This is a genomic window from Pokkaliibacter sp. MBI-7 (assembly GCF_029846635.1).
Classification (GTDB): domain Bacteria; phylum Pseudomonadota; class Gammaproteobacteria; order Pseudomonadales; family Balneatricaceae; genus Pokkaliibacter.
This window is the reverse complement of sequence record NZ_JARVTG010000001.1, coordinates 4,308,436-4,331,482: the sequence shown is the minus strand read 5'-3', so window position 1 is coordinate 4,331,482 and position 23,047 is coordinate 4,308,436. Positions and strand designations below refer to the sequence as shown.

Annotated in this window: 20 protein-coding genes; 11 read left to right on the top strand and 9 right to left on the bottom strand. The window is 57.1% G+C overall.

Annotation, left to right across the window (positions count from 1 at the left end; translation table 11 throughout):
- The first annotated feature begins 22 nt into the window (after positions 1-22).
- The gene (locus QCD60_RS19125) at positions 23-907 is read left to right on the top strand and encodes a LysR substrate-binding domain-containing protein (RefSeq protein ID WP_279787805.1); all 885 of its coding nucleotides are present in this window, start codon (positions 23-25) and stop codon (positions 905-907) included.
- A 110-nt stretch (positions 908-1,017) separates the two neighbouring features.
- Complete coding sequence (gene chrA, locus QCD60_RS19120; protein WP_279787804.1) at positions 1,018-2,148, top strand: chromate efflux transporter; 1,131 nt, start codon at positions 1,018-1,020, stop codon at positions 2,146-2,148.
- 74 nt (positions 2,149-2,222) lie between these two features.
- Here chrA and QCD60_RS19115 read toward each other — a convergent pair whose 3' ends face one another.
- The 4 genes from QCD60_RS19115 to QCD60_RS19100 all read right to left on the bottom strand — a co-directional run bounded on the left by QCD60_RS19115 (position 2,223) and on the right by QCD60_RS19100 (position 5,348).
- Positions 2,223-2,912 (bottom strand): glutathione S-transferase N-terminal domain-containing protein, encoded by a 690-nt coding sequence (locus tag QCD60_RS19115; protein ID WP_279787803.1) that lies wholly within the window; start codon positions 2,910-2,912, stop codon positions 2,223-2,225.
- A gap of 52 nt (positions 2,913-2,964) precedes the next feature.
- The gene (locus QCD60_RS19110) at positions 2,965-3,645 is read right to left on the bottom strand and encodes a glutathione S-transferase (protein ID WP_279787802.1); all 681 of its coding nucleotides are present in this window, start codon (positions 3,643-3,645) and stop codon (positions 2,965-2,967) included.
- A 74-nt stretch (positions 3,646-3,719) separates the two neighbouring features.
- Complete coding sequence (locus QCD60_RS19105; protein ID WP_279787801.1) at positions 3,720-4,331, bottom strand: TetR/AcrR family transcriptional regulator; 612 nt, start codon at positions 4,329-4,331, stop codon at positions 3,720-3,722.
- Between the two features lie 258 nt (positions 4,332-4,589).
- A complete protein-coding gene (locus QCD60_RS19100) occupies positions 4,590-5,348 on the bottom strand; it encodes a DeoR/GlpR family DNA-binding transcription regulator (RefSeq protein WP_279787800.1) in 759 nt (252 codons plus the stop codon).
- A gap of 191 nt (positions 5,349-5,539) precedes the next feature.
- Between QCD60_RS19100 and QCD60_RS19095 the strand changes: the two genes are divergently transcribed.
- Positions 5,540-6,124, top strand: coding sequence for an NUDIX domain-containing protein (locus tag QCD60_RS19095; protein WP_279787799.1), 585 nt, complete (start codon positions 5,540-5,542; stop codon positions 6,122-6,124).
- 340 nt (positions 6,125-6,464) lie between these two features.
- On the opposite strand, the gene QCD60_RS19090 is transcribed toward QCD60_RS19095, so the two are convergent.
- Both QCD60_RS19090 and QCD60_RS19085 read right to left on the bottom strand, forming a co-directional pair.
- Positions 6,465-7,133 carry a CoA transferase subunit B gene (locus tag QCD60_RS19090; protein WP_104155329.1) on the bottom strand — a complete coding sequence of 223 codons (669 nt, stop codon included), beginning with the start codon at positions 7,131-7,133 and terminating at the stop codon, positions 6,465-6,467.
- A gap of 113 nt (positions 7,134-7,246) precedes the next feature.
- Entirely contained in the window at positions 7,247-7,948 is a 702-nt protein-coding gene (locus QCD60_RS19085; RefSeq protein WP_279787798.1) for a CoA transferase subunit A, read from the bottom strand.
- A 646-nt stretch (positions 7,949-8,594) separates the two neighbouring features.
- Here QCD60_RS19085 and QCD60_RS19080 point away from each other — a divergent pair.
- The 5 genes from QCD60_RS19080 to QCD60_RS19060 all read left to right on the top strand — a co-directional run bounded on the left by QCD60_RS19080 (position 8,595) and on the right by QCD60_RS19060 (position 16,830).
- Positions 8,595-11,603, top strand: a complete 3,009-nt coding sequence (locus QCD60_RS19080; RefSeq protein ID WP_279787797.1) for a PAS domain S-box protein — start codon at positions 8,595-8,597, stop codon at positions 11,601-11,603.
- 62 nt (positions 11,604-11,665) lie between these two features.
- Complete coding sequence (locus tag QCD60_RS19075; RefSeq protein WP_279787796.1) at positions 11,666-13,444, top strand: EAL domain-containing protein; 1,779 nt, start codon at positions 11,666-11,668, stop codon at positions 13,442-13,444.
- Complete coding sequence (locus QCD60_RS19070; RefSeq protein ID WP_279787795.1) at positions 13,441-14,334, top strand: LysR family transcriptional regulator; 894 nt, start codon at positions 13,441-13,443, stop codon at positions 14,332-14,334. Before QCD60_RS19075 ends, QCD60_RS19070 begins: the two co-directional genes overlap by 4 nt.
- A 465-nt stretch (positions 14,335-14,799) precedes the next feature.
- Complete coding sequence (locus tag QCD60_RS19065; RefSeq protein WP_279787794.1) at positions 14,800-15,411, top strand: hypothetical protein; 612 nt, start codon at positions 14,800-14,802, stop codon at positions 15,409-15,411.
- 135 nt (positions 15,412-15,546) lie between these two features.
- Positions 15,547-16,830, top strand: a complete 1,284-nt coding sequence (locus tag QCD60_RS19060; protein WP_279787793.1) for a tyrosinase family protein — start codon at positions 15,547-15,549, stop codon at positions 16,828-16,830.
- A 93-nt stretch (positions 16,831-16,923) separates the two neighbouring features.
- Here the strand turns inward: QCD60_RS19060 and QCD60_RS19055 are convergent, their stop codons facing one another.
- Together QCD60_RS19055 and QCD60_RS19050 are read right to left on the bottom strand one after the other, a co-directional pair.
- A complete protein-coding gene (locus QCD60_RS19055) occupies positions 16,924-17,364 on the bottom strand; it encodes a hypothetical protein (RefSeq protein ID WP_279787792.1) in 441 nt (146 codons plus the stop codon).
- Positions 17,365-17,500: 136 nt separating this feature from the next.
- Entirely contained in the window at positions 17,501-18,418 is a 918-nt protein-coding gene (locus QCD60_RS19050; protein ID WP_279787791.1) for a LysR family transcriptional regulator, read from the bottom strand.
- Positions 18,419-18,570: 152 nt separating this feature from the next.
- On the opposite strand from QCD60_RS19050, the gene QCD60_RS19045 reads away from it, so the two are divergent.
- The 3 genes from QCD60_RS19045 to QCD60_RS19035 all read left to right on the top strand — a co-directional run bounded on the left by QCD60_RS19045 (position 18,571) and on the right by QCD60_RS19035 (position 22,829).
- The gene (locus QCD60_RS19045) at positions 18,571-19,632 is read left to right on the top strand and encodes a 4-oxalomesaconate tautomerase (protein WP_279787790.1); all 1,062 of its coding nucleotides are present in this window, start codon (positions 18,571-18,573) and stop codon (positions 19,630-19,632) included.
- Between the two features lie 50 nt (positions 19,633-19,682).
- Positions 19,683-20,762: a tricarboxylate transporter gene (locus QCD60_RS19040; RefSeq protein WP_279787789.1), complete on the top strand. Its 1,080-nt coding sequence runs from the start codon at positions 19,683-19,685 to the stop codon at positions 20,760-20,762.
- A 96-nt stretch (positions 20,763-20,858) separates the two neighbouring features.
- Positions 20,859-22,829, top strand: a complete 1,971-nt coding sequence (locus tag QCD60_RS19035; protein WP_279787788.1) for a tripartite tricarboxylate transporter permease — start codon at positions 20,859-20,861, stop codon at positions 22,827-22,829.
- Here the strand turns inward: QCD60_RS19035 and QCD60_RS19030 are convergent.
- Positions 22,826-23,008, bottom strand: coding sequence for a hypothetical protein (locus tag QCD60_RS19030; protein ID WP_279787787.1), 183 nt, complete (start codon positions 23,006-23,008; stop codon positions 22,826-22,828). The genes QCD60_RS19035 and QCD60_RS19030 overlap by 4 nt on opposite strands.
- Between the last annotated feature and the right edge of the window lie 39 nt (positions 23,009-23,047).

Here is a 23,047-nt window from a genome sequence, read left to right as displayed (position 1 = left end):
TTCATAACTAAAGGTCATCAAATTGGACTTCCGACAACTGCGCTATCTGGTCGAGATTGTTGCCTCCGGCGGCTTTGGTAAAGCTGCCGAGCAGGTACACCTGACTCAGCCGGCATTGAGCAAGGCCATTCGCGGCCTGGAAGAAGAGCTGGACGTTTCGTTACTGGAGCGTGGCAAACGCGGTGGCACCATTCGTCTTACCGCCGCAGGTGAGGTCGTGCATCGCCATGCGGTGCAGCTGCTCGAAGGCAGGCAGCGGATGGTCAATGAGCTGCACGCCATGCGCAATCTGCAGGGTGGCGAGCTGCGCATTGGCCTGTCACCGCTGGGCAGCGCCGAGATGTTTGCCCCCGTTATCGCCCTGTTTCGCAGCCGTTATCCGCAGATCGATATTCATCTGATGGAGCGTGGCGGCGCCGAGCTGGAGGATGCATTGCGTAACGGTGAAATCGAACTGGCCACCAGCCTGATTCCCAGCAAGGACGACATCGAGTGGCTGCAGATTCGTGATGATCCGATGATGGTTGCGCTACCCATCAGCGACCCGCTTTGCGCCCAGCACACCCTGCAGCTGCGCGATCTGGCCAGTACGCCGCTGGTCACCTTTGAAACCACCTTTATGCTCAACAAGCTGATCCACGATGCCTGTCTCGCCAGCGGCTTTACTCCGCATGAGGTGACGCAGGTCAGTCAGGCTGATTTCGGGCTGGCACTGGTCGCCGCGGGTGCAGGGGCCATGCTGCTGCCGAAACTGATTGCCGAGCGCCATGCCCTGCCGGGAGTGGTCATCAAGCCACTGGACAGTTCCACCCTGCGCTGGCAACTGTCATTGATCTGGCGTAAACGCGCGCCCCTGTCGTTCGCTGCCCAGACCATGCTGGAGATGATTCGCCAGCGATTTGGCTAAGAACAGCGGTATTGGGTTACGGGCATCACTGGCATCGTGCTGTCACGGGCAGGTGCTACTTTTCGGACTGACCACCACACGGGGAGAACGGTACAGTGCGGGTGATATTCATGCTGTTTTTGCAGCTGGGCTGTCTCAGTTTTGGCGGCCCGGCGGCGCATATCGGCTACTTCCGAAGGGCCTTTGTCGCGCAGCGGCAGTGGCTGGATGATGAGGCCTTTTCTTCCCTGCTGGCACTCTGCCAGTTTCTGCCCGGCCCGGCGTCAAGCCAGCTGGGTTTTGCCATTGGCTATCAGCGCGCCGGGCTCAAAGGTGCCATTGCTGCTTTTGCGGGTTTTACCCTGCCGTCTTTTGTACTGATGTGGCTGGTGGCGGTTGCCGGTCAGCACTGGGCTGACACCGGCTGGGTACAGGGGATGTTGCATGGTCTCAAGCTGCTGGCCGTGATTGTGGTGGCCGATGCCGTCTGGGGCATGCTGCGCCAGTTCTGCCCCACCGCTCTGCCGCTGGCTCTGGCCCTGTCAGCCGCGGCGATCCAGTGGTGGGCACCGGGTATCGGTAGCCAGTTGCTCACCCTCATCGCGGCAGCGCTGCTCGGCAGAATGCTGCCGCCGCCCGCCACACCGCACTCTGCCAGCACGGAGAAGCAAGGGGTACGCCTTAGTCGCCTGCCACTGCTGCTGTTTCTGGCATTACTCGTGCTGCTGCCGTGGCTGGCCAGTGCTTCACCCTGGCTGATGCTGACCAGCCAGTTCTATCAGGCCGGTAGCTGGGTGTTCGGTGGTGGGCATGTGGTGCTGCCGCTGTTGCAGCAGCTGGTGGGACATACCCTCAGCAATGACCAGTTCCTCACCGGTTATGCGGCAGCTCAGGCCATGCCCGGTCCGCTGTTTACGCTGGCGAGTTTTCTCGGTGCCAGCCTGATACCTGCCCACAGTCTTCTTGCTGCCCTGCTGGCCACTCTGGCGATTTTTCTGCCCGGTTTTCTGTTGTTACTGGCCGTGTTGCCCGGCTGGCAACAACTGCGTCAGCGTCCCGCATTGCAGCAGGCGCTGGCTGGGGTCAACGCCGCCGTATCTGGTCTGCTGCTGGCAGCGCTGTATCAGCCGGTCTTCAGCAGTGCCGTACAGCAATCCGGTGATCTGGCATGGATCGTGTTGGGATGGTTCGCTCTCAGGCAGCTCAAGCTGCCGTTACTGGCAGTGATAGCCGCAATGATGCTGGTGGGTATGGCGTTCTGACAGGTAAGAACAGCAGTAAAGTCTGCATCGGCATACTACTGATGCAGACTTTATCGTCGGTTACACGTACTGAGTTACACAGACTGCCCAAACAGCAGCTTGCGCGCTTCCGGCGTCAGCAATGCTGAGGTGTCCGTATTGATGCTTTCTACCAGCTGGTAGGCACGCTGCACCGCCGGACGCGCTTCCATCCGCGCCAGCCATTTAGCCATGTGCGGGAAGTCCTCAATGTTCTGCTTTTGCCCTTCCCACAACCTGGCCCAGGGGAAAATGGCCATATCCGCAATCGAGTAATCACCTGCCACGTAATCCCGCTGTGCCAGCTGTTTGTTCAGCACGCCATAAAGACGTGCGGTTTCCTTCACATAACGCTCGATAGCATAGGGAATCGGCTCTGGCGCATAGCGGTTGAAGTGGTGATTCTGCCCTGCCATCGGCCCCACCCCGCCCATCTGCCAGTACAGCCATTGCAGCACTTCATAGCGCTGACGGCCGGATGACGGCAGATACTGGCCCGACTTGTCCGCCAGATATTCCAGAATTGCTCCAGACTCAAACAACGACAGCGGTTCCCCGCCATCAGCCGGCGCCTGATCCACGATGGCAGGAATACGGTTGTTGGGAGCAATCTGCAGGAACTCCGGTTTGAACTGATCGCCCTTGCCGATATGCACGGGGAAAATCCGGTAGTCCAGCCCGGTTTCTTCCAGAAAGATAGTGACCTTGTGACCGTTGGGCGTTGTCCAGTAATACAGATCAATCATGATTGGCTCCTGTGGTTAGCCTGATGTCAGATTTCATGGGAAGACGACGGGCTCAGGCGGTACGCACGACCGCGCCCTGCTGTGCTTCATAACTATTCAGCAGGCGGTTGAACCAGTCATTGACGGGCGCATTGTCCTGCCAGGGTGCGATGCCAAGGGTGTAGGCCCACATGAAGTGGCCAAACACCAGATAATCCGCCCCTGCCGGCGTATCGCCATCAAAGTAGGGCTGCTCTTTAAGTACTGCGGCCAGCACCGGCCAGGCACTGTCGAGCAGGGCTTTGCCTTGCTCGGGGTTATCCACGTTCTCCAGTGTGTTGCTGAAGAATGCCTCGCGGGTACTGCGGAAGTACTCATGATCCTTGTCATGTATAGCGTTCAGCACACGCAGCAGCAGCATTTTCAGCAAGCCGCCACGCAGCACGCTGGTGCAGAGTGCGTCAATGGCTCTGGCACGGGCGGCCGCTACGCCCTCCCCCAACAACGGCTTGTCGGGATAGGTTCGGTCAAGGTAGGCAAAGATGGCCATACTGTCGTAGACCACGGTATCGCCATCACGGATCACCGGCACCTTGCCCTGTCCGGAAAAGGCAATCTGTTCCTTGTCAGTGAAGCACACAGGCTGACTGCTGAACGCCAGCCCCTTGTGCAACAGGGCCATGCGTACCCGCCAGCAAAAAGGGGAAAACAGGTGGGCCGGGTTGGCACCGCACAGCTCGTAAAGTTCGATCATTGTTGTTCTCTCATTTTGCGCAGCAGCCTGCGGCTCCTGCTGTTTTGGTATGGGTTATCAACGCCCGTCTGACATCACTCCGTCAGTGGCAGACTAACGATCACCTGCTCAATCACGGCCGCCAGCGCTGCCGCAGATACGCCCGCCTTGACCTGGGTACGCAGCCCCACCATCAGGGTATGCAGGGTCATCGCGGTATTCTCTGCCCACGCCCTCTGCGCAGGATCATCGCTCCGCCCCTGCCGCAAGCCTTCAGCAACCACCGCACGAATGGCCACCATGCCGTTGTCGATGATGGCCGCCAGTTGCGGGTCCCGCTGCGAGAACTCGGTGGCAACATTGACCAGCATGCAGCCACGCGGCACCCTGGCCGGTTGCCCGCTGTCATCACCACGGCACTCACGCAATGCCGTACCCAGCCATTCGCGCAGAAACGCCTGTACTGTTGCCGACGCCTGCAGCTGCTGACGCAGATTGCTGACGCTGTGCTCGGCATAACGCTGCACGCAGGCATGAAACAGCTGCTGCTTGTTACCAAAGCTCTGATACAGGCTGCTCTTGGACAGGCCAGTCGCTTCCAGCAAATCCTGCAGGCTGGTGCCGTCGTAACCCTGTTGCCAGAAGGTACGAGTGGCAGCCTGCAATACGTCGTCTTCTGCAAATGTTCGTGGACGGCCACTGGCCATGCTGTTGTCCTCTGCCTGATCGGGTCTTTTTTAATTAAGGACCAATCAGTCCTAAATTGATTTGCCGTTTATAAGGGCAAGTTATTCAGCGCACAAGGAAGAAAGCTGAAAAAAGAGGGAATCAAAAAAAGGAGCCGCTGGCGGGCAATGGCGTTCTGGTACCGGCTCAGCGCCAATGACAAAGAAAAACGTGCAATTTCGTGCAAACGAGATAATACAAGGCAGCACCAGCAAGCAATTGCTGGTGCATCAAGGAGGCTAGTCGCAGAGGCTGACAGCAATCCCCAGATCAGCCAGTGGCTGATACTGCGCTGGGGCGGTCGAGCGGGTAATCAGTAACTGCGACACGGCGGTGGCACTGGCAATCACGTAAGGGGACACCTTGCCGACCTTATCTGCCGTGACCATCAGTACCGTTTCCGCTGCCTGCTCAATCAGTGCCCGCTTGATCTGAGCTTCCTCCAGATCCCCGGTGCTCAGTCCATAGTCAGCATGGATGCCTGTTACACCGAGAAAATAGCTGTCGGCCCGAATACTACGGATAGCGGCCAGCGCAGCGGCACCGACGGTCACCCCGGAATGTTTGAATAACTGCCCGCCAATCAGCACCACCTGCATCGTCGGGTGGTTAACCAGTTCTGCCGCGATAATCGGGCTGTGGGTAACAAGGGTAGCCCGCAAGTCTGCGGGCAACGCGCGCACCATTTGCAGTGTGGTGGTGCCACCATCCACAAAGACCACCTGATCAGGCTCTATCAGTGCAGCGGCAGCCCTGCCCAGCACCGCCTTCTCATCCGTGGATAACTGCTGCCGACCGGTCAGATTCACCACCGCAGGCGAGGCAGGCAGCGCCCCACCGTGCACACGCTGCAGCACTCCGGCTTTGGCCAGCTCACGCAGATCGCGACGGATGGTATCTTCCGATACCCCGAGCTCCTGACTGAGTACCTTAGCGACAACGTTACCCTGCTGTTGCAGGGTGTTGAGGATGTGCTGCTTACGTTGTTTGGTCAGCATGAAGGGCGATCCATCTCCGGGAAGGTTCGTTATTGTGACGGAATCCACAGTGCACAACCACACAGCATCCACACACATCTGCACGATATTGCACACTTTAAATTGACTCCACACAAAACTGCACGATAATGCACGAATATTCCTGAAATTTTACCCAGTCCACCTCACCCCTGTGGTGAAGGAGTCTCGTTATGGCCATCGCCGACCGCATCCGCATCAACGAAGAACGCCTGCTTTCCGACAACTGGTACATCCTGAAAACCACCTCTTTCGACTTTCAGCGCAGCAATGGCGAGTGGCAGACCCTGCAGCGGGAAACCTATGATCGCGGCAACGGCGCGACCTTGCTGCTGTATAACCGCCAGCAGCGCACGGTGATCCTTACCCGTCAGTTCCGCTATCCCGCCTTCGTCAATGGCTACGCAGAGCTGCTGGTTGAAACGCCCGCCGGGCTGCTGGACAACGTCGCTCCCGAGCAACGTATCAGGCTGGAAGTGGAAGAAGAGACCGGCTTTCGTATTCAGCAGCTGGAAAAGGTGTTCGAGGCCTTTATGAGCCCGGGTTCGGTGACCGAGAAGCTGTACTTTTTTGTGGCCGAGTACCGGCCAGAAGACCGTGTCAGTGAAGGCGGCGGTATCCACAGTGAAGGGGAAGATATTGGTGTGTTCGAGCTGGGCATCGGGGAGGCACTGGCACAGATTTCCGACGGACGTATCTGCGACGGCAAGACCATCATGCTGCTGCAGTATGCAGCCCTGCATCTGTTTGCAGACTGAGTGAGCACCGCCTTCGCCTTGCACTGCAACAAAAAAAGAAGGCGCTGGTCCGGGAGAACCAGCGCCTAACAGAGCACAGCGATACCGACTATCAATGGATGCCGAAGCATCCTATCGCTGCGGACCAGTCATCCTGGTCATGCGCTACGCTAGGGACAACACAACTACTTAAGACGTGTTCATGATCTTGCGAGCGATCAGAACAAAGCGCTTTTCAACGCCGTCTGGCTGGCGCGCAGCTGATCATGAGCACGGTCTTACAAGCACGCCCGCCACCACTCCTCGGCAACAGGCCACATCGTCATCACGACGAGGGAACATAAGGACTGACAGAGGCCGATTACGCCTCCTCATCAAACTGCATCTCAGGCACATGATCCGGCACGATCAGTTTGCCTTCGGTCTTGCTGACAATTTCTTCAACACTCACCCCCGGAGCGCGCTCCTTGAGGATGAAAGCGCCGTTATCAATTTCCAGATAGGCCAGATCAGTCAGCACGCGCTTGATACAGCCTGCGCCGGTCAACGGCAGCGAGCAGCGGGTCAGCAGTTTGGATTCGCCGTTCTTGGAGGCGTGGGTCATGGTGACGATGATATTGTCAGCACCGGCCACCAGATCCATGGCACCGCCCATGCCTTTGATCAGCTTGCCGGGGATCATCCAGGAAGCAATGTTACCGGCCACATCCACCTCGAAAGCCCCCAGTACGGTCAGGTCAACATGACCGCCACGGATCATGGCGAAGGATTCCGCCGAGCTGAAAATCGACGCACCGGGAATGGTGGTGACGGTCTGCTTACCGGCGTTGATCATATCGGCATCGATTTCATCTTCGGTGGGGAAAGGCCCCATACCGAGCAAACCGTTTTCAGACTGCAGCATGACCTGCATGCCTTTGGGTACATAGTTGGCAACCAGCGTGGGAATACCGATCCCCAGGTTGACGTAGAAACCATCCTGCAGCTCACGGGCTACACGCATTGCAATTTGTTCGCGAGAAAGTGCCATCGTCTTGCCTCTTTCACATTCCACACTTGTTCGGTTTCATCCCGCTCTCGCTGGCCGACACCCGGCAGGCAGGCGAGGATGCTGGTTCAGATTTGTACGCTGCGTAGTCAGTGTCAGCCCTTACGGACCGTGCGCTGCTCGATGCGTTTTTCAAAACTGCCCTTGATCACCCGGTTCACATAGATACCCGGAGTGTGGATATGGGTGGGGTCCAGCTCACCCGGTTCAACAATCTCTTCCACCTCAACCACAGTGATCTTGCCTGCAGTGGCCGCCAGCGGGTTGAAGTTCTGTGCCGTGTGGCGATACACCACGTTGCCATAGCGGTCGGCTTTCCAGCCTTTGACGATGGCAAAGTCACCGACGATGGACTCTTCCATGATGTAGTGACGGCCATTGAATTCACGCACTTCCTTGCCTTCACCTACCGGTGTGCCATACCCCGTGGCGGTGTAAAACGCCGGGATACCTGCACCACCGGCACGAATCTTTTCTGCCAGCGTGCCCTGAGGGGTCAGCTCCACTTCCAGCTCGCCACTCAGTAGCTGCTTTTCAAACAGGGCGTTTTCACCCACATACGAAGACACCATCTTTTTGATCTGCCGGTCCTCCAGCAGGATGCCGAGGCCAAAGCCATCGACGCCACAGTTGTTGGACACCACGGTCAGCCCTTTGACGCCCATCTTCCTGATCTGTGCGATCAGGTTTTCCGGGATACCACACAGGCCGAAACCACCTGCAATAACGGTCATACCGTCCTGCAGCCCTGCCAATGCCTCTTCGTATGAACTTACGACCTTGTCGAAACCTGCCATAGCCTTTTCCTTGAAGGGTGAGAGCTGCCGCTAACAGGCTGTTGAAAAACGTTATCGAGGCAGCCGAGACAAGAAAAAAACAGGCGAAAAAGCGGAGTTTAGTGAACTAAATGAGCATTTTGAGCCTGTTTTTGACGCGGTATTCGGCAACGCAGATAGATTTTCAACGACCTGCTAAGGGAACCAGCCCGAGTAGTCAGGTAACAAGCAGCGGAACCCGCTATGCATCCAGTTGGATTTTGTGCACCAGCTCAGCAACGCAGCATGTTTGTTATCAGATTATTCTCACTGCTAGTTATACGCCCACTGCCAGGATTTCAAGCATCAATTTTCCGCATTTGCGGTATGAATTGAGCAACGCTGGCAGGCAGCCTGCCCGGTGGAGCCTGAGTGAAGACCGGGCGTCGAATGGAGGTAATACTGGACCAGCCCGATATATTTATCCAATTTGAATTTTCAATTTATTATTTTGCTTTTCAAATAAAAAACCCGTCAGACTACGCCCTCACTGTCCCTCAGACCTTACTTTGTGCAAGAAAAATGCAAACTGCCATTTGTGCCAATAATGACGTAAAACACACATCGCGATGATCTACATCAGCGGGAAGACTCTATACTGCTTACACCTGACCAATGGCATGCCCCCATGACAACCGACACCTCAAGCCGTTTCGAACAGGAACGCTTAAAGACCCTGCACCTGCTCACACTGCTTGATACCCAGCCTGATCCCGGCTTTGATCGCATCACCGCCCTGGCCAGCACCATTTTCGACGTGCCCATGGTGGCGGTATCGCTGGTCGACCACGAACGTCAGTGGTTCAAGTCCGCCATCGGCCTGCCGGTATGCCAGACAGCACGGGAGATCGCATTTTGTGACAAAGTCATCAGGAACGGGGAACTGCTGATCGTCGAAGATGCCCATGCTGACCCGATATTTGCCAGTAATGAGCTGGTGACCGGGGCACCTTACATCCGCTTTTATGCCGGCGTACCCCTGCGACCTCTGAACAGTGTGGATATCGGCACCCTGTGCATCATCGATACCTCCCCACGTCAGCTGAGCGACAGAGACAAAACAATTCTGCAGGGGCTCGCAGCGCAGGTGGAGGAGCTGATCCGCCACCACTATTTACGCATCAGGCAGGAGCGGGAAAGTCTGGAAAACACCCAGGCACTGGCCCGCTACAGCGCCATCGTCAGTGAGGCCGCCGCCGGCATCATCCGTATCAACAGTCAGGGGCTGATTCAGGATGCCAACCCTTTTATTCTCAAACTGCTTGGCTATCAGCGCGACGAGCTGCTCAACCGCAACGTCAACTGCCTGATGCCCGCCCCCTGGGCAGAGGATCATGACCGCTACATCAGCACCTATCTGGAGGGACGCCCGCCCACCATCATTGGTACCGGACGCGAAGTCATGGCCACCCATAAATCCGGCCAGCTGATTCCCATCCATCTGGCCGTCAGTCAGGTCAAACTCACCAATGGCCAGCCGCCTGAGTTCATCGGCATTCTGTCTGACCTGTCGGCACTGCGTGATGCCCAGCAGCGCGAACGGGCTGAACGAGAGCTGCTGAAAGCCATTATTGATGCCAGCTCCGTGCCTATCTATGTCAAGGACACCGAAGACCACTTCATCATCGCCAATCAGGCCAGCATCAATGTGATGGGGCTGAAGGAGCTGGAAGACGGAGACTATGTCCCTACCATCACTATCGACGCTGAGGACGCCGGGGCCATCCATACAGCAGACCTGCGTGTGCTGCAAAGCGGCAGGCCGGAAAAGCTCACGGTGCGTCAGTTAGAGGGGCAGAGTCGGGTGTTTGAGATTACCAAGTCAGCCATGCAGGATAGCAGCGGCAAGATCAATGGCATCGTCAACGTCGCCCATGACATCACCCCGATGCTGGAAGCCAACACCAAAATCAGTGAACAGGAGCAGTTACTGAGCGTACTGCACCGCGGTCTTACCGACTATTCCGCTCTGATGTCAGGCGACCAGCTGTGGGCCTTCCTTAAGCAGGCGCTGCGCAAAATGACCCGAAGCGACTTCGCCCTGATCGGTGAAGTGATCTATCCCGATGCGGTGCCCTCGCTGAAAATCCATGCCATTACTGATCTGTCATGGAGTGAAGAGTCACGCAAGCTGATGGAAAAGCTGAAAGCCGGCGATTTCCTGCTGAACAACCCCCATACCCTGCTGGGTCGGGTATTTGCCGGCGGCGAGACCGTGCTGACCACCGATCTTGCCAACGAGCCGCGCCGCTCCGGCTTTCCGCCCGGTCACCCGCCACTACAGAACTATCTTGGTGTACCGATCTTCGACAATGAGCAGCTGATCGGCATGTATGCCATCGCCAATATTCACAAGCCACTGAATGATGATCTGGTGACCTGGCTGCAGCCCTTCACCGCCACCTGCTCGCTGCTGATCAAACTGTACCGGCAGATGGATGACCGTGCCCGCTTCACCGAAGAGTTACGTCAGGCGAGGGATGAACAGGAGCGAGCCAGCCGCGCCAAGACTGAATTTCTGTCATCCATGAGCCATGAACTGCGCACGCCGCTGAACTCCATACTGGGCTTCTCCCAGCTGCTGCTCAGCAGCCGCAAGGCGCCGCTGACAGAACGTCAGGACACTCAGGTTCAGCAGATATTCAAAAGCGGCCAGCATCTGCTGACGCTGATCAATGAGGTGCTGGATCTGGCCCGTATCGAATCGGGCACCATCAGTTTCTCCATCGAGCCTATTGCACTGGAAGACGTGATCAGCGAGTCGCTGGATACCGTCTCTTCCATCGCGGAGGCCGCCGGTATTCGCCTGCTGCGCGCCACCATGAATCCGGCCCACACACCACGGGTGCTGGCGGACTACACCCGGCTTAAACAGGTGCTGATCAACCTTTTGTCCAACGCCATCAAGTACAACCGGCCACAGGGCAGTGTGCAGCTGGAGTGGTCGCGCCATGCTGACCACACCTACCACATCAGGATCATTGATACCGGCATCGGCATCGACAACGGCCGGATGGACGAACTGTTTCAGCCCTTCAGCCGGCTGGGGGCAGAAAACACCGCCATCGAAGGCACCGGTGTTGGTCTGGCACTGACCAAAAAGCTGGTCGAGAACATGAAAGGCCAGATTGGTGTACGCAGTGAACAGCACAAAGGCAGCGAATTCTGGATAAGTCTGCCGGCCGCCGATGACGACAGAAATGCGCCGGTGGCAGACAGCCCCGCCCCGGCAACCACCGATGTCATGTCTGCGCTGCCCTCGCAGCAACGACGCATTCTGTATATCGAAGACAACCCGGCCAACCAGCGCTTGATGATAGATGTGTTTGAAGATCTCGATGAGTTTCAGCTGATCTGCGCCTATGATGCCGCCCTCGGCATTGAGCTGGCGCGGGCGGAACCACCGGCACTGATCATCATGGACATCAACCTGCCCGGTATGGATGGCTTTCAGGCACGTCGTCTGCTGGCGCAGGACTGCATCACGGCACACATCCCGGTGATCGCGCTGTCTGCCAACGCTATGCGAACAGATGTCGACAAAGGTTTGTCTGAAGGCTTTACTGACTACCTGACCAAACCTTTCGACATTTCCAGACTGATCAACGCTATTGAAACCTATGCCCGCCAGGATTGACCGCCTGCACACCGTGATCACGCGCCAGCAAACACGGTGAGAGGGCAAGGCAAGGAACCACCATGGATACACAGCCGTTTAGCCAGGCACGCATACTCATCGTCGATGACACTCCCGTCAACGTTCACCTGCTGGAGTCCATTCTCGATGAAGCTGGCTACACCGAACTGCACGGACTGACCGACCCGCGCCAGGTCGAGCCGTTTCTGCACAATGAACCCGCACCGGATCTGGTACTGCTGGACATTCGCATGCCCTATCTCAGCGGCTATGAGGTACTGGAACAAATTGGCCGGACGCTCGGCGAGTCAGCACCACCGGTGGTGGTGCTGACAGCCCAGACCGATGCCGAAACCCGTAGTAAGGCACTGGCCATGGGCGCCCTCGACTTCATCACCAAACCCTTCGATCAGCACGAAGTGCTGCAGCGCATTCACAATATTCTGGCGGTGCATTCCCGTTCCATGGAGCGGCGTAACCGCTCGCTGGAGCTGGAGGCGATGGTGGCCGAGCGCACTGCCGAGCTGCAGGCGCAGTCCCTGCAGGAACCAGTCACCGGCCTGCCCAACCGGCGCGCGCTGCTCATGCAGGCAGGCGAATGGCTGAAACAACCACAGCCGCTGGCAGGTTACTTTATTGTTGCCGATGGTCTGGATGACATCGCCCGCCTGCATGGCTACACCATTGCCGAAACCCTGGCGACCCAGCTCGGCCAGCTGTTCAGCCGCAGCCCGCTGGCAGGCAAAGGCATGCTCGGCTGCTGGGGTAACCATGAATTTGTCTTCCTGCTGCCACAGCCTGCCGGTCAGCAGCCCGATGCCCCCTTGCTGCTGCGCACCGCTGAGCGCGTCGCCCGCCTGCTCAGTGGCGAGCACGAGGTGGATGATATGCGCCTGAGCCTGACAGTGAGAATCGGTGTCAGCCATAACAGCAGAGACAGTACCGCACAGGAACTGATCCGGCAGGCGGCTCTGGCCCTGCCCAAAGAAGGCTCATCCGTCAGCTGCCAGCTTTATTCAGCCGAGATGACCCGCCAGCTGGAGCGGCGCAGTCAGCTGGTGCAGCAGCTGCGACTGGCCGTCCAGCAGCAGGAACTGCATCTGGTCTATCAGCCCAAAGTCGATCTTCGTACGGGTCTGCTGCTGGGGGCAGAAGCGCTGATGCGCTGGCAGAATCCGCTGCTCGGTGCCATTTCTCCGCTGGAGTTTATCCCGCTGGCAGAAACCACCGGCCTGATTCTACCCATGGGCGACTGGCTGCTGGACGAGTCCATGCAGCAGCTCAGCCAGTGGCGGACACAGGGCGTGATTGATGACCGTTTTGTGCTGGCGATTAATCTGTCCGGCAGCCAGCTGATGCAGGAGGGTTTCGCCGAACAGTTGCTGAGCCGCTGCCTGCACTGGTCAGTTCCGCCGCAGATGATTCAGGTGGAGATTACCGAGTCGACCCTGATGATCGATATTCACAAGGCCATCGGTCAGCTCAATCGCCTGAGTGAGGTTGGCATCAGTGCTGCCATTGATGATTTTGGCACCGGCTACTCCTCACTGGCCTACCTGCGCCAGTTACCAGTGCAGGTGCTGAAAATCGACCGCAGCTTTGTCACTGGTATCGAGAACAATGTAGAAGACCGGCGACTGGCGGAAACCATCACCACCCTGGCCCATAATCTTGGCTGCCAGGTGGTGGCGGAAGGAGTAGAAACCGAAAGTCAGGCCAGACTGCTGCACCAGCTGAAGTGTGAACAGGGTCAGGGTTACTATTTCTCCCGACCGCTGAGCGTGGCCGACTTCGAGCATTACGCACTCACCCAGAGCGGCAACGGTACCGATCACCCATGACCATCAAACAACTTCGGGCCTTTGTCGCCGTCGCCGAAACCCTGAGCTTTGCCGAAGCCTGCTCACGGGTTCACCTGTCGCAACCGGCACTCAGTCTGGCCATCAAGAGTCTGGAAGAATCTGTCGGCGGCAGGCTGTTCAGTCGAACCACCCGCAGCCTCGCGCTCACCCCCGATGGTGAGGCCTTCCTGCCCGCCGCCCAACGGCTGGTAGCTGACTGGGATGATGCCCAGGAAGACCTGCACAACCGCTTCAAGCTGCGCCGTGGCAAGGTCGCCATTGCGGCCATGCCGTCCTTCGCGGCGAATCTGCTGCCGCAGGCGCTGCTCAACTTTCGTCAGCTGCACGCCAATATCAACATGGAAGTACATGACGTCATCGCCGAGCAGGTGGTGGAAATGGTCAGTAAGGGGCGGGTCGAACTGGGTATTTCCTTTGATCCGGGCCCGCAGGAAGACCTCAACTTCATCACCCTGTTTGATGATGAGTTCATTGCGGTGCTACCTGACGGCCATGAGTTGCAACACTGCGAGGTGATCGAAGGGGAACAGCTGTTCAGCTATGACTTCATCACCCTGCAACGCCCCTCCAGTGTGCGTCTGCTGATTGAGCGCCGCGCCAGTGAACTGGGCCTGATGCCCAAAACTGCCTTCGACACCCACCAGCTCGCCACCGTCGGCCGCATGGTCGCCACCGGCCTCGGCGTCAGTGCCGTGCCGGCATTATGCCGCCAGCAGATGGAAGAGATCGGTGCCATCTGCCGGCCCCTGCGTAACCCTGTAATTTCCCGTCGTGTGGGCATTCTCTCCCGCCGCCGTTCCGGCCTGTCAGTGGCCGCCGAAGCCATGCAGCAGGTGTTGATTGATACCTATCGCCAAACCCTTCGATAGCCTCACGCTTAGATTTTTTCAAAATATACGACCATCGTTAATATTACTTTCACTGAGGAAATTTTTTATAAAAATCATCAGATTAATTTTTATCATCTAAAATACAAATACTTACCCCACATACATTATTCAAAAAACAATCCTGCAAATCTCATTTTATCGGGCAAGGCATAAAAAGCGTTAATTGACAAACCAGTCCAGCCCATCATACTGATAAACCACCAAATACAGACAGATTTCAGAAGAACAACAAACAAAAAGTCTTCCTTGTCTATATCAGCTATTTAATTCATGTAGCAGTATTCTTTATTAGGAACCCACTCTGATAACTTCTGGTGTTCTTAAGTGAGTTTTACAGTAATAGATAGTGTGGATGCCGTTTGACGAAAGGTTCAAGACTGACCATGAGAGATTGAAGCTCAGGGGGTCGAGATGCCACATAATTGCTCAAGCAATACCCGCCATATGCTTAACCTGATGTGTGTGTTGTTCCTGCTACAAACACTCATCACCATTTACCTTGCCGCCCTGCCAGTCATCTGGTCGCTCATCTGGCTCACCATCCTGTTCAGTCTGTTTGGCGGACTGCTATGGCTAACCCGCAATGCCCACATACAGGGGCTGGCAATGCACAGCATTATCTGCTGGGCGGCTGGCGGCTCTGGCATGCTGCTGGGCGGCTGGCTGACAGGTCAGTGGCAGGGTGCGCATATGCACCCTATCGGATCAGAGTCCTTTTTTAATCTGCCACTGGTGTTGATGCTGATATTCTCTGTGCCCTTTTGCTATACCGCATGCAAACAGGATTTGTACAAAGACGACAGACGAACCAGCAACGCAAAAGCCAGACTCATTTTTTTCAACCTGTTGATTTCACTCTGCATGCTACTCGGTATGTACGGTGTTATGTGGTCACTTCTCTTTATTCCACATAGTCATATATTGATGGCCCCCTTTGCCATGCATTACTTAATGACCTTCGGAATGATCACTGGAGGTTCTGTCTGCTATTGGCTTATTACTCATACTCAACGATACGATAGAAAACAACTTACTCACCACCTAACCGAACACTAGCAATCCATCAAAAAACAAAACCAAACAGACTCAAAAATCAGCTTCTACTGATTATCACCATCGCCATAAAAAAGATCCCTGCAAGCACTACTAATAAATACAAAAAACCAATTCAGAGAATACGAGGAACATATCATGAGCGGAGCAGAATCATCAGCCCTGGTACGCAGTGCCAATCGTAATGTACGCGTCAGAAAAAGCCTCTATCGCCTTACCGACAGCGAACTGAATGATCTCCGAAATGCCTTCGAGGGGCTCTATGCCGTATCGGCGGACGGAGGCAACAACGACGAACGCGGTTACCAGTGGATCGCCGGCGTTCACGGTCTGCCCATCCCCTTCTACTGCCAGCACGGCAATCTGAACTTCCCGACCTGGCACCGTGCCTATATCTACGAGTTTGAGCTGCGCCTGCAGGATCAGGTTGCCGGGGTCATGCTGCCCTATTGGGACTGGACCTCCGCTGAAGCCATCGCCAATGGACTCCCCAAAGCAGTGACCGACCAGACCTATATCGATTTGAAGACGGGCGAAACCAAACCCAATCCACTTTATGCCGCCTTCAGTCAGGTGACCGGCACCATGACTCAGCGCAGCCCCAGCCCTTCATCAGCACTTGAACAACTCAAGCTTCAGGTGGAACTGGCATTGCGGCAGAAAACCTATGATCGCTTTTCGCCCGCGCTGGAAAACCCCCATGGCGGTCTGCACGTCTGGGTAGGCGGCGACATGGCCAGTGTGCCAACAGCCGCCTACGACCCGATTTTCTGGATGCATCACTGCAACGTGGATCGTCAGTGGTTCGAGTGGCAGCGGCAGAACGGTGACAGCACGGTACCACAGGCACAGCTGGACTTTGTCTGCGCGCCCTTCACCTACACGGGCGAGCAGACACTGGATACCAAATTCTTCGGATATACCTATGTGGATGCCGAGGCCTTTGTCGAAATCAATCAGGAGACCATGCCCAGAACAGACACAGGTAATGAACTGACCTTTCAGATCCCCTTCCACACCACACCCTTCAAGCATGCTTTTCTTGAATTACAGGGGGTGGCCAAGACTGAAGACAGCTACAAGGTGAATATCTATCTGGGAGACGGTAGCGACAGCAGTGGTGCGGACTCACCTGATCCGGCCGCAGGCTTTGCCAGCACTCTCTATTTGTTTGGCCACGGCCAGTGCGCGGGTGGTAAAGGCCACTGTCAGTATGCCAATCACCAGCAACCTTTTGATCGCAGGCCGGAAAGTCACCTCAAGCCCTATAACACCTACGTCGACATCACCGAGGCACTGAAGCGTTACAAGGTTGAGGATGACAAGGTCAGAGTCACCCTTAAGGTGTATGACTGTGATGCCAATGCAACCCACACCAGAGAGGTGAAAATGCGCGGCGCCTCAATCGTGACTCACGAGTGATGATGACAACCGGCCACCAGTGTTACCTATAGCCTTGTACAGAGCCGGTCGTATCGACTGGCTCTGTACCACCTTCACTTGCGCCGCCTGCAGCTACTCAACCCGCAGCGCGCAGAACCGAATACCGTCGCCCTCGTCATCAACACCCTGCCGGGCCGATACCTGGGGGACAAACAGGACGGTCAGTACCTGCTCTTGCGCTCCGCCAACATAAGCCGCTGACCTCTGCAGATCCAATACGGCAGGATATGACTCCGGTGATTTGTGCCGTACTTCGCCATCGGCTGCCAGCTCCACAATCTCACCTTCCTGCGCAAACCCACTGCCGAAGCCATAACTAAAAATGCTACCGATGTAAAAGCGCTCATCAGTGCACGGTTCCGTGTCATCCTGCCCCGACTCGACACTTGCTCCCGTTGCAGGCACAGCAAACACTTTCACCTCATAGCTGGCTGCACTCGCCAGTATTCCCTCCACCAGCAATGTTCCCTGCGCAGATGGCGGAACCACAATCTGTTGACTGACGATACTCATAGGCGTTCCACACTCTGCCGGTTAATCGTTGTTAGCGTATCCTCGATTCACCTAAGGCTCCTCAGCAGCAAACTCAAGTACTGCGATCCCTTGCGATAGCCATCTCACTTTCAGAGGAGTACAGAGACCAGGACACTCAACCGGCCACCACATCGGTTTTGACGTGGTAGGGCCACACTTCCAGCAGGATCGCCACAAACAGCTCTGCGGCCGGTGAAATACCGGTTGCACTACGTCGTACCACACCGATGGAACGCATGATGCTGTGGGCCAGTGGCCGGCAGGTCAGCATTGAGGCCTCATTGAGAGGCATCGCCATATGCGGTACTACCGATACCCCCAATCCCATTTCCACCAGCCCCAGTGACGTAGACAGGTGCTGCACCTCGTAAAACCCGTTCAGCTTGACCCCTTCCTGCACCAGAGCGCTGTCCAGCAGTGAACGGTTGCCACTGGCACGGCTGACGGTGATCAGTTTGTACGGGGTGAGATCTTCCCAGCTGATGCTGGACTGGCTGGCCAGCGGATGATCCTTGCGGATACAGACCACAAAGGGGTCATCCACCAGCGGAGTGAAGCTGACTTCCGGGTGCTGGGCTATGGCCATGTTGATACCGAAGTCGGCGTCGCCACGAATCACCGCCTCCAGTCCCTCATTGGCACTGGCATCGAGAATCTGGATGCGAATGCCCGGGTAACGTTCGTTAAAAATACGGATCACGCTGGGCAGGAAGTAGAACGCGGCAGTGGGAATACAGGCGATGGTGACCTTGCCCTTCTGCTGCGTAGCCATCTCTTTGATGCTGAGCACCGACACCTCGAAATCCTCCAGCATACGGCGCGCCTTGGGCAAAAACTCACGCCCGGCCGAGGTCAGCCAGGTCTTGCGCGTGGTGCGCTCAAACAGCTGGGTGCCGAGGATGCTTTCCAGCCGTTGCATGCGTCGGCTCAAAGCCGGTTGCGACAGATGCATGGCCTCTGCCGCCTCGTGAAAATTGCCTGATTCTGCGACCCGCACAAAGATCGCCAGATCCTTGAATTCGATTTGATGCATCGTCTTTTCCTGCCGGTTTCCCTGCGCCATTTAATGCACAAAACAAATCAATTAACAGTAATTTTTGCATTTGATGCATCTATCAGCCCTGTGACAACCTAGGCTCCGTTGTCGACATCACTCCCTTTTAGCTTTTGAACAGGCTTGATTCCATGTCACACAGTATTCCTTGCATGATCATGCGCGGCGGCACCTCCCGGGGACCGTACCTGCGCCTGGAGGACCTGCCCAACGACCGTGAGGCGTGTGCAGCTATCCTCCAACACATCATGGGAGCCGGACATGAGCTGCAGCTGGATGGTATTGGCGGCGGCAACAGTCTGACCAGCAAGGTAGCCATGGTGGGGCGCTCGGACTGCGCCGAAGCGGATGTCGACTACCTGTTTGCGCAGGTAGGCATCGCCGAGAAGAAAGTCGATTTCTCCCCCAACTGCGGCAATATGCTGGCCGGGGTCGCTCCCTTCGCCATTGAAACCGGACTGGTTATGCCTCAGGCGTGCTCCACCCTGGTGCGTATCCGCAACCTCAACACCAACAAGATCATCCATGCCCAGGTGCCTACCGTGGACGGCAATGTCGTCTATGACGGCGATACGCTGATCAGCGGCGCCCCCAATCCTGCTGCGCCGATTAAACTGACCTTTATCGACGTACAGGGTGCCAAGACCGGGCGCCTGTTCCCTACCGGACTTCTGCTGGAGGAGATCGACGGTATCGCCGTGACCTGCATCGATGCCGCCATGCCATGCGTGCTGATCCACGCCAGCGACCTGGGTAAGACTGGCAGCGAAACACCCGCCGAACTGGATAGCGACGAAGTGTTCATGGCACGGCTGGAGAAGCTGCGCCGGCAGGCCGGGCAGCGGATGGGGCTGGGGGACGTCAGTGAGCAGGTCATCCCCAAACCGGTATTGCTCTCTGCGGCCCGCCACGGCGGCACCCTGCAGGCACGCTATTTCGTTCCGCAGCGCTGCCACAAGGCGCTGGCCGTCACCGGCAGCATTGCCATTGCCACTGCTGCGGGCTTCCCCGAAACCGTGGCCGGGCAACTGATTGCGCCAGCCACTGAACTGTCGCTGGTGCACATCGAACACCCGACCGGCAGCATTGAACTGGAGGTGGTGCGAGATGAACTCAATCCCGCTCAGGTCAAGGCCGTGTCACTGCTACGCACCGCCCGCAAGATTCTGTCCGGCACCGTGTTTCTGCCCTGAAGCGCACGGCACCACTGCATAAATCACAAAAACAACAAGGTACATTCATCATGAAAAAGCTGACTGCACTCCTCGCCTCCGCCGCCCTGACCCTCAGCCTGAGTGGCACAGGCCAGGCCGTAGCCAACACCCTGCCCTCGACCATCAACTGGACCATTCCGTTTGGCGTCGGCGGTGGCACCGATGTATGGGCACGCTTTGTGTCCCCGCATCTGGATAAATACCTGACTGACTCGCCCACGCTGGTCATCAAGAACGTACCGGGGGGTGGCTCCATCACCGGTACCAACCTGTTCTACAACCGTGCCCGCAGCGATGGCAGCGACATTATTGGCACCTCCGCCTCCACCCTTTACCCCTACATGCTGGGCGACCAGCGGGTGCGCTACGATTTCAACAAGTGGACAGCCATTCTGGCCTCCCCCACCGGCGGTGTGGTCTACATCCAGCCGGATCTGGGAGTGAAAGGCGCAGCGGATCTGGCCAAACTGAAAGACACACCAATGCCTTTTGCCGCACAGGGCCCGACCCAGCTGGAGCTGCCGGTGATGATGGCGCTGGATATGCTCGGCTTCAATCTGAAACCGGTGTTTGGCATGAAGAGCCGTGGCGAGGGCCGGCTGGCCTTTGAGCGCGGCGAAGCCAGGGTAGACTTCCAGACCACCTCGGCCTATCTGGCCTCGGTCAAGGACCTGGAACAACAGGGCAAGGCTGTGCCGCTGTTCTCGCTGGGCATTCTCAATGGCGATGGAAAAGTCGTCCGTGATCCGGCATTCCCCGATATTCCTACCTTCCAGGAGGTCTACAAGGAGTACAAAGGTGAAGAGCCGTCAGGCCCTGAATACGAGGTGTACTTCAAGTTCTTTGCGGCAGGCTTCGCCTTCCAGAAAGTGCTCTTCATTCCGACCGATGTGCCTGCCGCCGTCTACGACAGCTACATCAGTGCGGTAGAAAAGATGGTGAAAGACCCTGATTTCAACAAGGAAGCCGTCGAGCAGATCGGCCCGTACGAGAACATCACTGGCCGCGCTGCCGAGCAGTACATCAGTGATGCCGTCAACATGTCGCCAGAACGCCAGCAGTGGGTGAAAAACTGGCTGCAAACCAAGTTCAACGTCTCCGTCAACTGATCCGGCAGCAGGGTAGCGGCACACTCGCTGCTGCCCTGCCACTCCAAACCCGATGTAACGGTTGTCACCAAAATAACAGTTGATGGACAAGCAGTAATGACTGAATTCTTAGACGCCTTTCAACACTTGCTGACCTTCACCCATCTCGCCTATCTGTCCCTCGGCGTAGTGGTGGGGCTGGTGATTGGGATTATCCCGGGGCTGGGTGGCATCGCTGGTATGTCACTGTTACTGCCCTTTCTCTACGGTATGGAACCCTCGGTCGGCCTCGGCATGCTGATGGGTCTGGTCGCAGTGGTCCCCACCGGCGATACCTTTACCTCAGTGCTGATGGGCATTCCCGGCTCCAGCGCTTCACAGGCCACCGTCATGGATGGCTTCCCGCTGGCCAGGCAGGGCATGGCGGCCCGCGCCCTGTCTGCCGCATTCGCCTCTTCCATGCTGGGCGGTGTGGCCGGTGCCATGATTCTCAGCGTGTTTATCGTGGTGGCCCGGCCACTGGTGCTGTCGTTCTCTTCCGCCGAACTGTTCATGCTCACCCTGCTCGGTCTCAGTGTGGTGGCCAGTCTGGCCGGAGGGAACGTGTTCAAGGGCTTTGCCGCCTGCGGTGCCGGCCTGTTGCTGGGCACCATCGGCAGTGCGCCTGCCACGGGCGAATACCGCCTGAATCTGGGCATCGACTACCTGTTTGATGGCATTCCTCTGGTGGTGGTTGGTCTGGGTATCTTCGCCCTGCCGGAAATCATCGACCTGCTGATCAAGGACCGTGCCATTGCCAACAAACCCAACAGCCTGGGTCAGGGCTGGAGCCAGGGCATTAAGGATGTCTTCAAGAACCTGCCATTAGTTGGCAAATGCTCGGTATTCGGCAGCCTGATCGGCGCCATCCCCGGCCTCGGTGGCTCGGTGGTTGACTGGATGACCTACAGCTACGCCATGCAGTCCAGCAAGGACAAGTCACGCTTCGGCAAAGGTGAAATCAAAGGGGTTATCGCGCCGGAATCTGCCAACAATGCCTGCTCCTGCGGCAGCATGATCCCCACCCTGCTGTTTGGTGTACCCGGCTCAGGCACGGCAGCCGTGTTCCTTGGCGGTATGCTGCTGCTTGGTCTGCAGCCCGGCATTTCCATGGTCGGCGCCCATCTGGACCTGACCTACACCATTATCTGGTCACTGGCGCTGGCCAATATTCTCGGTGCCCTGCTGTGCCTGGGTCTCACTTCACCGGTAGCCATGCTGACCCGCATTCCCTTCTCACGCATGGCACCGGTGCTGCTGACACTGATCCTGTTTGCTGCCTATCAGGCTACCCGCAGCCTCGGTGACTTCATCGCCCTCGGCGCCATCGCCTGCATCGGTGTGCTGCTGAAAGGCGCCAACTGGCCACGCCCAGCCTTCCTGATTGGCTTCGTGCTGGCCCCGGGTGCAGAGAACTACTTCTTCCAGAGTATCCAGTTCTACGGCTACGGCTGGATGCAACGCCCCGGCGTGATCGCCATCGCCAGTCTGATCCTGCTGAGCTTTGTCGCCCCCATGGTACGCAGCTGGCTGCAACGCCGCCGCGATGCCCGACAGGCAGGTCAGTCTGCCGCGGCAGAGGTGAAGCAGCCTGCCGAACGGGAAGCCGTTACCCTGCTGGACTGGGTGATCATCGGCCTGATGCTGCTGGCCTCGGTACTGGCCGTGGGTGACATCTGGTCGGCCTCTGAACTGACCAAGGCCTTCCCGCTGATGGCCATCAGTATCATGGGCTTCTCCGTGGCCATGGTAGTGGTGCGCTACTGGATGCGCTCGACCACCCGTATGGCCGCCAGTATCAGTCGCGAACTGGTGTATATCCTCGCCTTCTTCGCGCTGGCGGTGCTGTATTTCACCGTCGGATTTATCAGCACCACGGCGGTGTTCACCCTGTTCTTCCTGCGCTTTGCCACCCTCGCCCGCTGGCGCCTGTCCGGCAGCGTGGCACTGGGGCTGACACTGTTCCTGATCGGCATGGGCAAACTGATGAGCATCGATTACCCGGCAGGCTTTGTGGACCCTTATCTGCTGGGCATGCTGGGTAACTAAGAAAACACGATGTGCGGCACACCGGTCGCCCGGCGCCGCAAACAGCACAGCAACAACCACTCGCCACTGTCTGACTCAGGCAGTGGCATTTTCATCTCAACAGTTCCCGCCACCACCGCGACGAAAGCGCCAGTTAACGCACCAATATCGCCTATTCCGGCACGCCCCACTTCCTCCATGACTCACTTGGCTATACTGAGGCCAGTGGGCTCAGCAAG

Coding starts and splice junctions, on each gene's coding strand:
- QCD60_RS19035 (WP_279787788.1), top strand. CDS start 20,859: ATGACTGAATTCTTAGACGCCTTTCAACACTTGCTGACCTTCACCCAT.
- QCD60_RS19050 (WP_279787791.1), bottom strand. CDS start 18,418: ATGCATCAAATCGAATTCAAGGATCTGGCGATCTTTGTGCGGGTCGCA.
- QCD60_RS19060 (WP_279787793.1), top strand. CDS start 15,547: ATGAGCGGAGCAGAATCATCAGCCCTGGTACGCAGTGCCAATCGTAAT.
- QCD60_RS19105 (WP_279787801.1), bottom strand. CDS start 4,331: ATGGCCAGTGGCCGTCCACGAACATTTGCAGAAGACGACGTATTGCAG.
- chrA (WP_279787804.1), top strand. CDS start 1,018: ATGCTGTTTTTGCAGCTGGGCTGTCTCAGTTTTGGCGGCCCGGCGGCG.
- QCD60_RS19085 (WP_279787798.1), bottom strand. CDS start 7,948: ATGGCAGGTTTCGACAAGGTCGTAAGTTCATACGAAGAGGCATTGGCA.
- QCD60_RS19045 (WP_279787790.1), top strand. CDS start 18,571: ATGTCACACAGTATTCCTTGCATGATCATGCGCGGCGGCACCTCCCGG.
- QCD60_RS19030 (WP_279787787.1), bottom strand. CDS start 23,008: ATGGAGGAAGTGGGGCGTGCCGGAATAGGCGATATTGGTGCGTTAACT.
- QCD60_RS19100 (WP_279787800.1), bottom strand. CDS start 5,348: ATGCTGACCAAACAACGTAAGCAGCACATCCTCAACACCCTGCAACAG.
- QCD60_RS19040 (WP_279787789.1), top strand. CDS start 19,683: ATGAAAAAGCTGACTGCACTCCTCGCCTCCGCCGCCCTGACCCTCAGC.
- QCD60_RS19095 (WP_279787799.1), top strand. CDS start 5,540: ATGGCCATCGCCGACCGCATCCGCATCAACGAAGAACGCCTGCTTTCC.
- QCD60_RS19075 (WP_279787796.1), top strand. CDS start 11,666: ATGGATACACAGCCGTTTAGCCAGGCACGCATACTCATCGTCGATGAC.
- QCD60_RS19055 (WP_279787792.1), bottom strand. CDS start 17,364: ATGAGTATCGTCAGTCAACAGATTGTGGTTCCGCCATCTGCGCAGGGA.
- QCD60_RS19090 (WP_104155329.1), bottom strand. CDS start 7,133: ATGGCACTTTCTCGCGAACAAATTGCAATGCGTGTAGCCCGTGAGCTG.
- QCD60_RS19070 (WP_279787795.1), top strand. CDS start 13,441: ATGACCATCAAACAACTTCGGGCCTTTGTCGCCGTCGCCGAAACCCTG.
- QCD60_RS19115 (WP_279787803.1), bottom strand. CDS start 2,912: ATGATTGATCTGTATTACTGGACAACGCCCAACGGTCACAAGGTCACT.
- QCD60_RS19065 (WP_279787794.1), top strand. CDS start 14,800: ATGCTTAACCTGATGTGTGTGTTGTTCCTGCTACAAACACTCATCACC.
- QCD60_RS19110 (WP_279787802.1), bottom strand. CDS start 3,645: ATGATCGAACTTTACGAGCTGTGCGGTGCCAACCCGGCCCACCTGTTT.
- QCD60_RS19080 (WP_279787797.1), top strand. CDS start 8,595: ATGACAACCGACACCTCAAGCCGTTTCGAACAGGAACGCTTAAAGACC.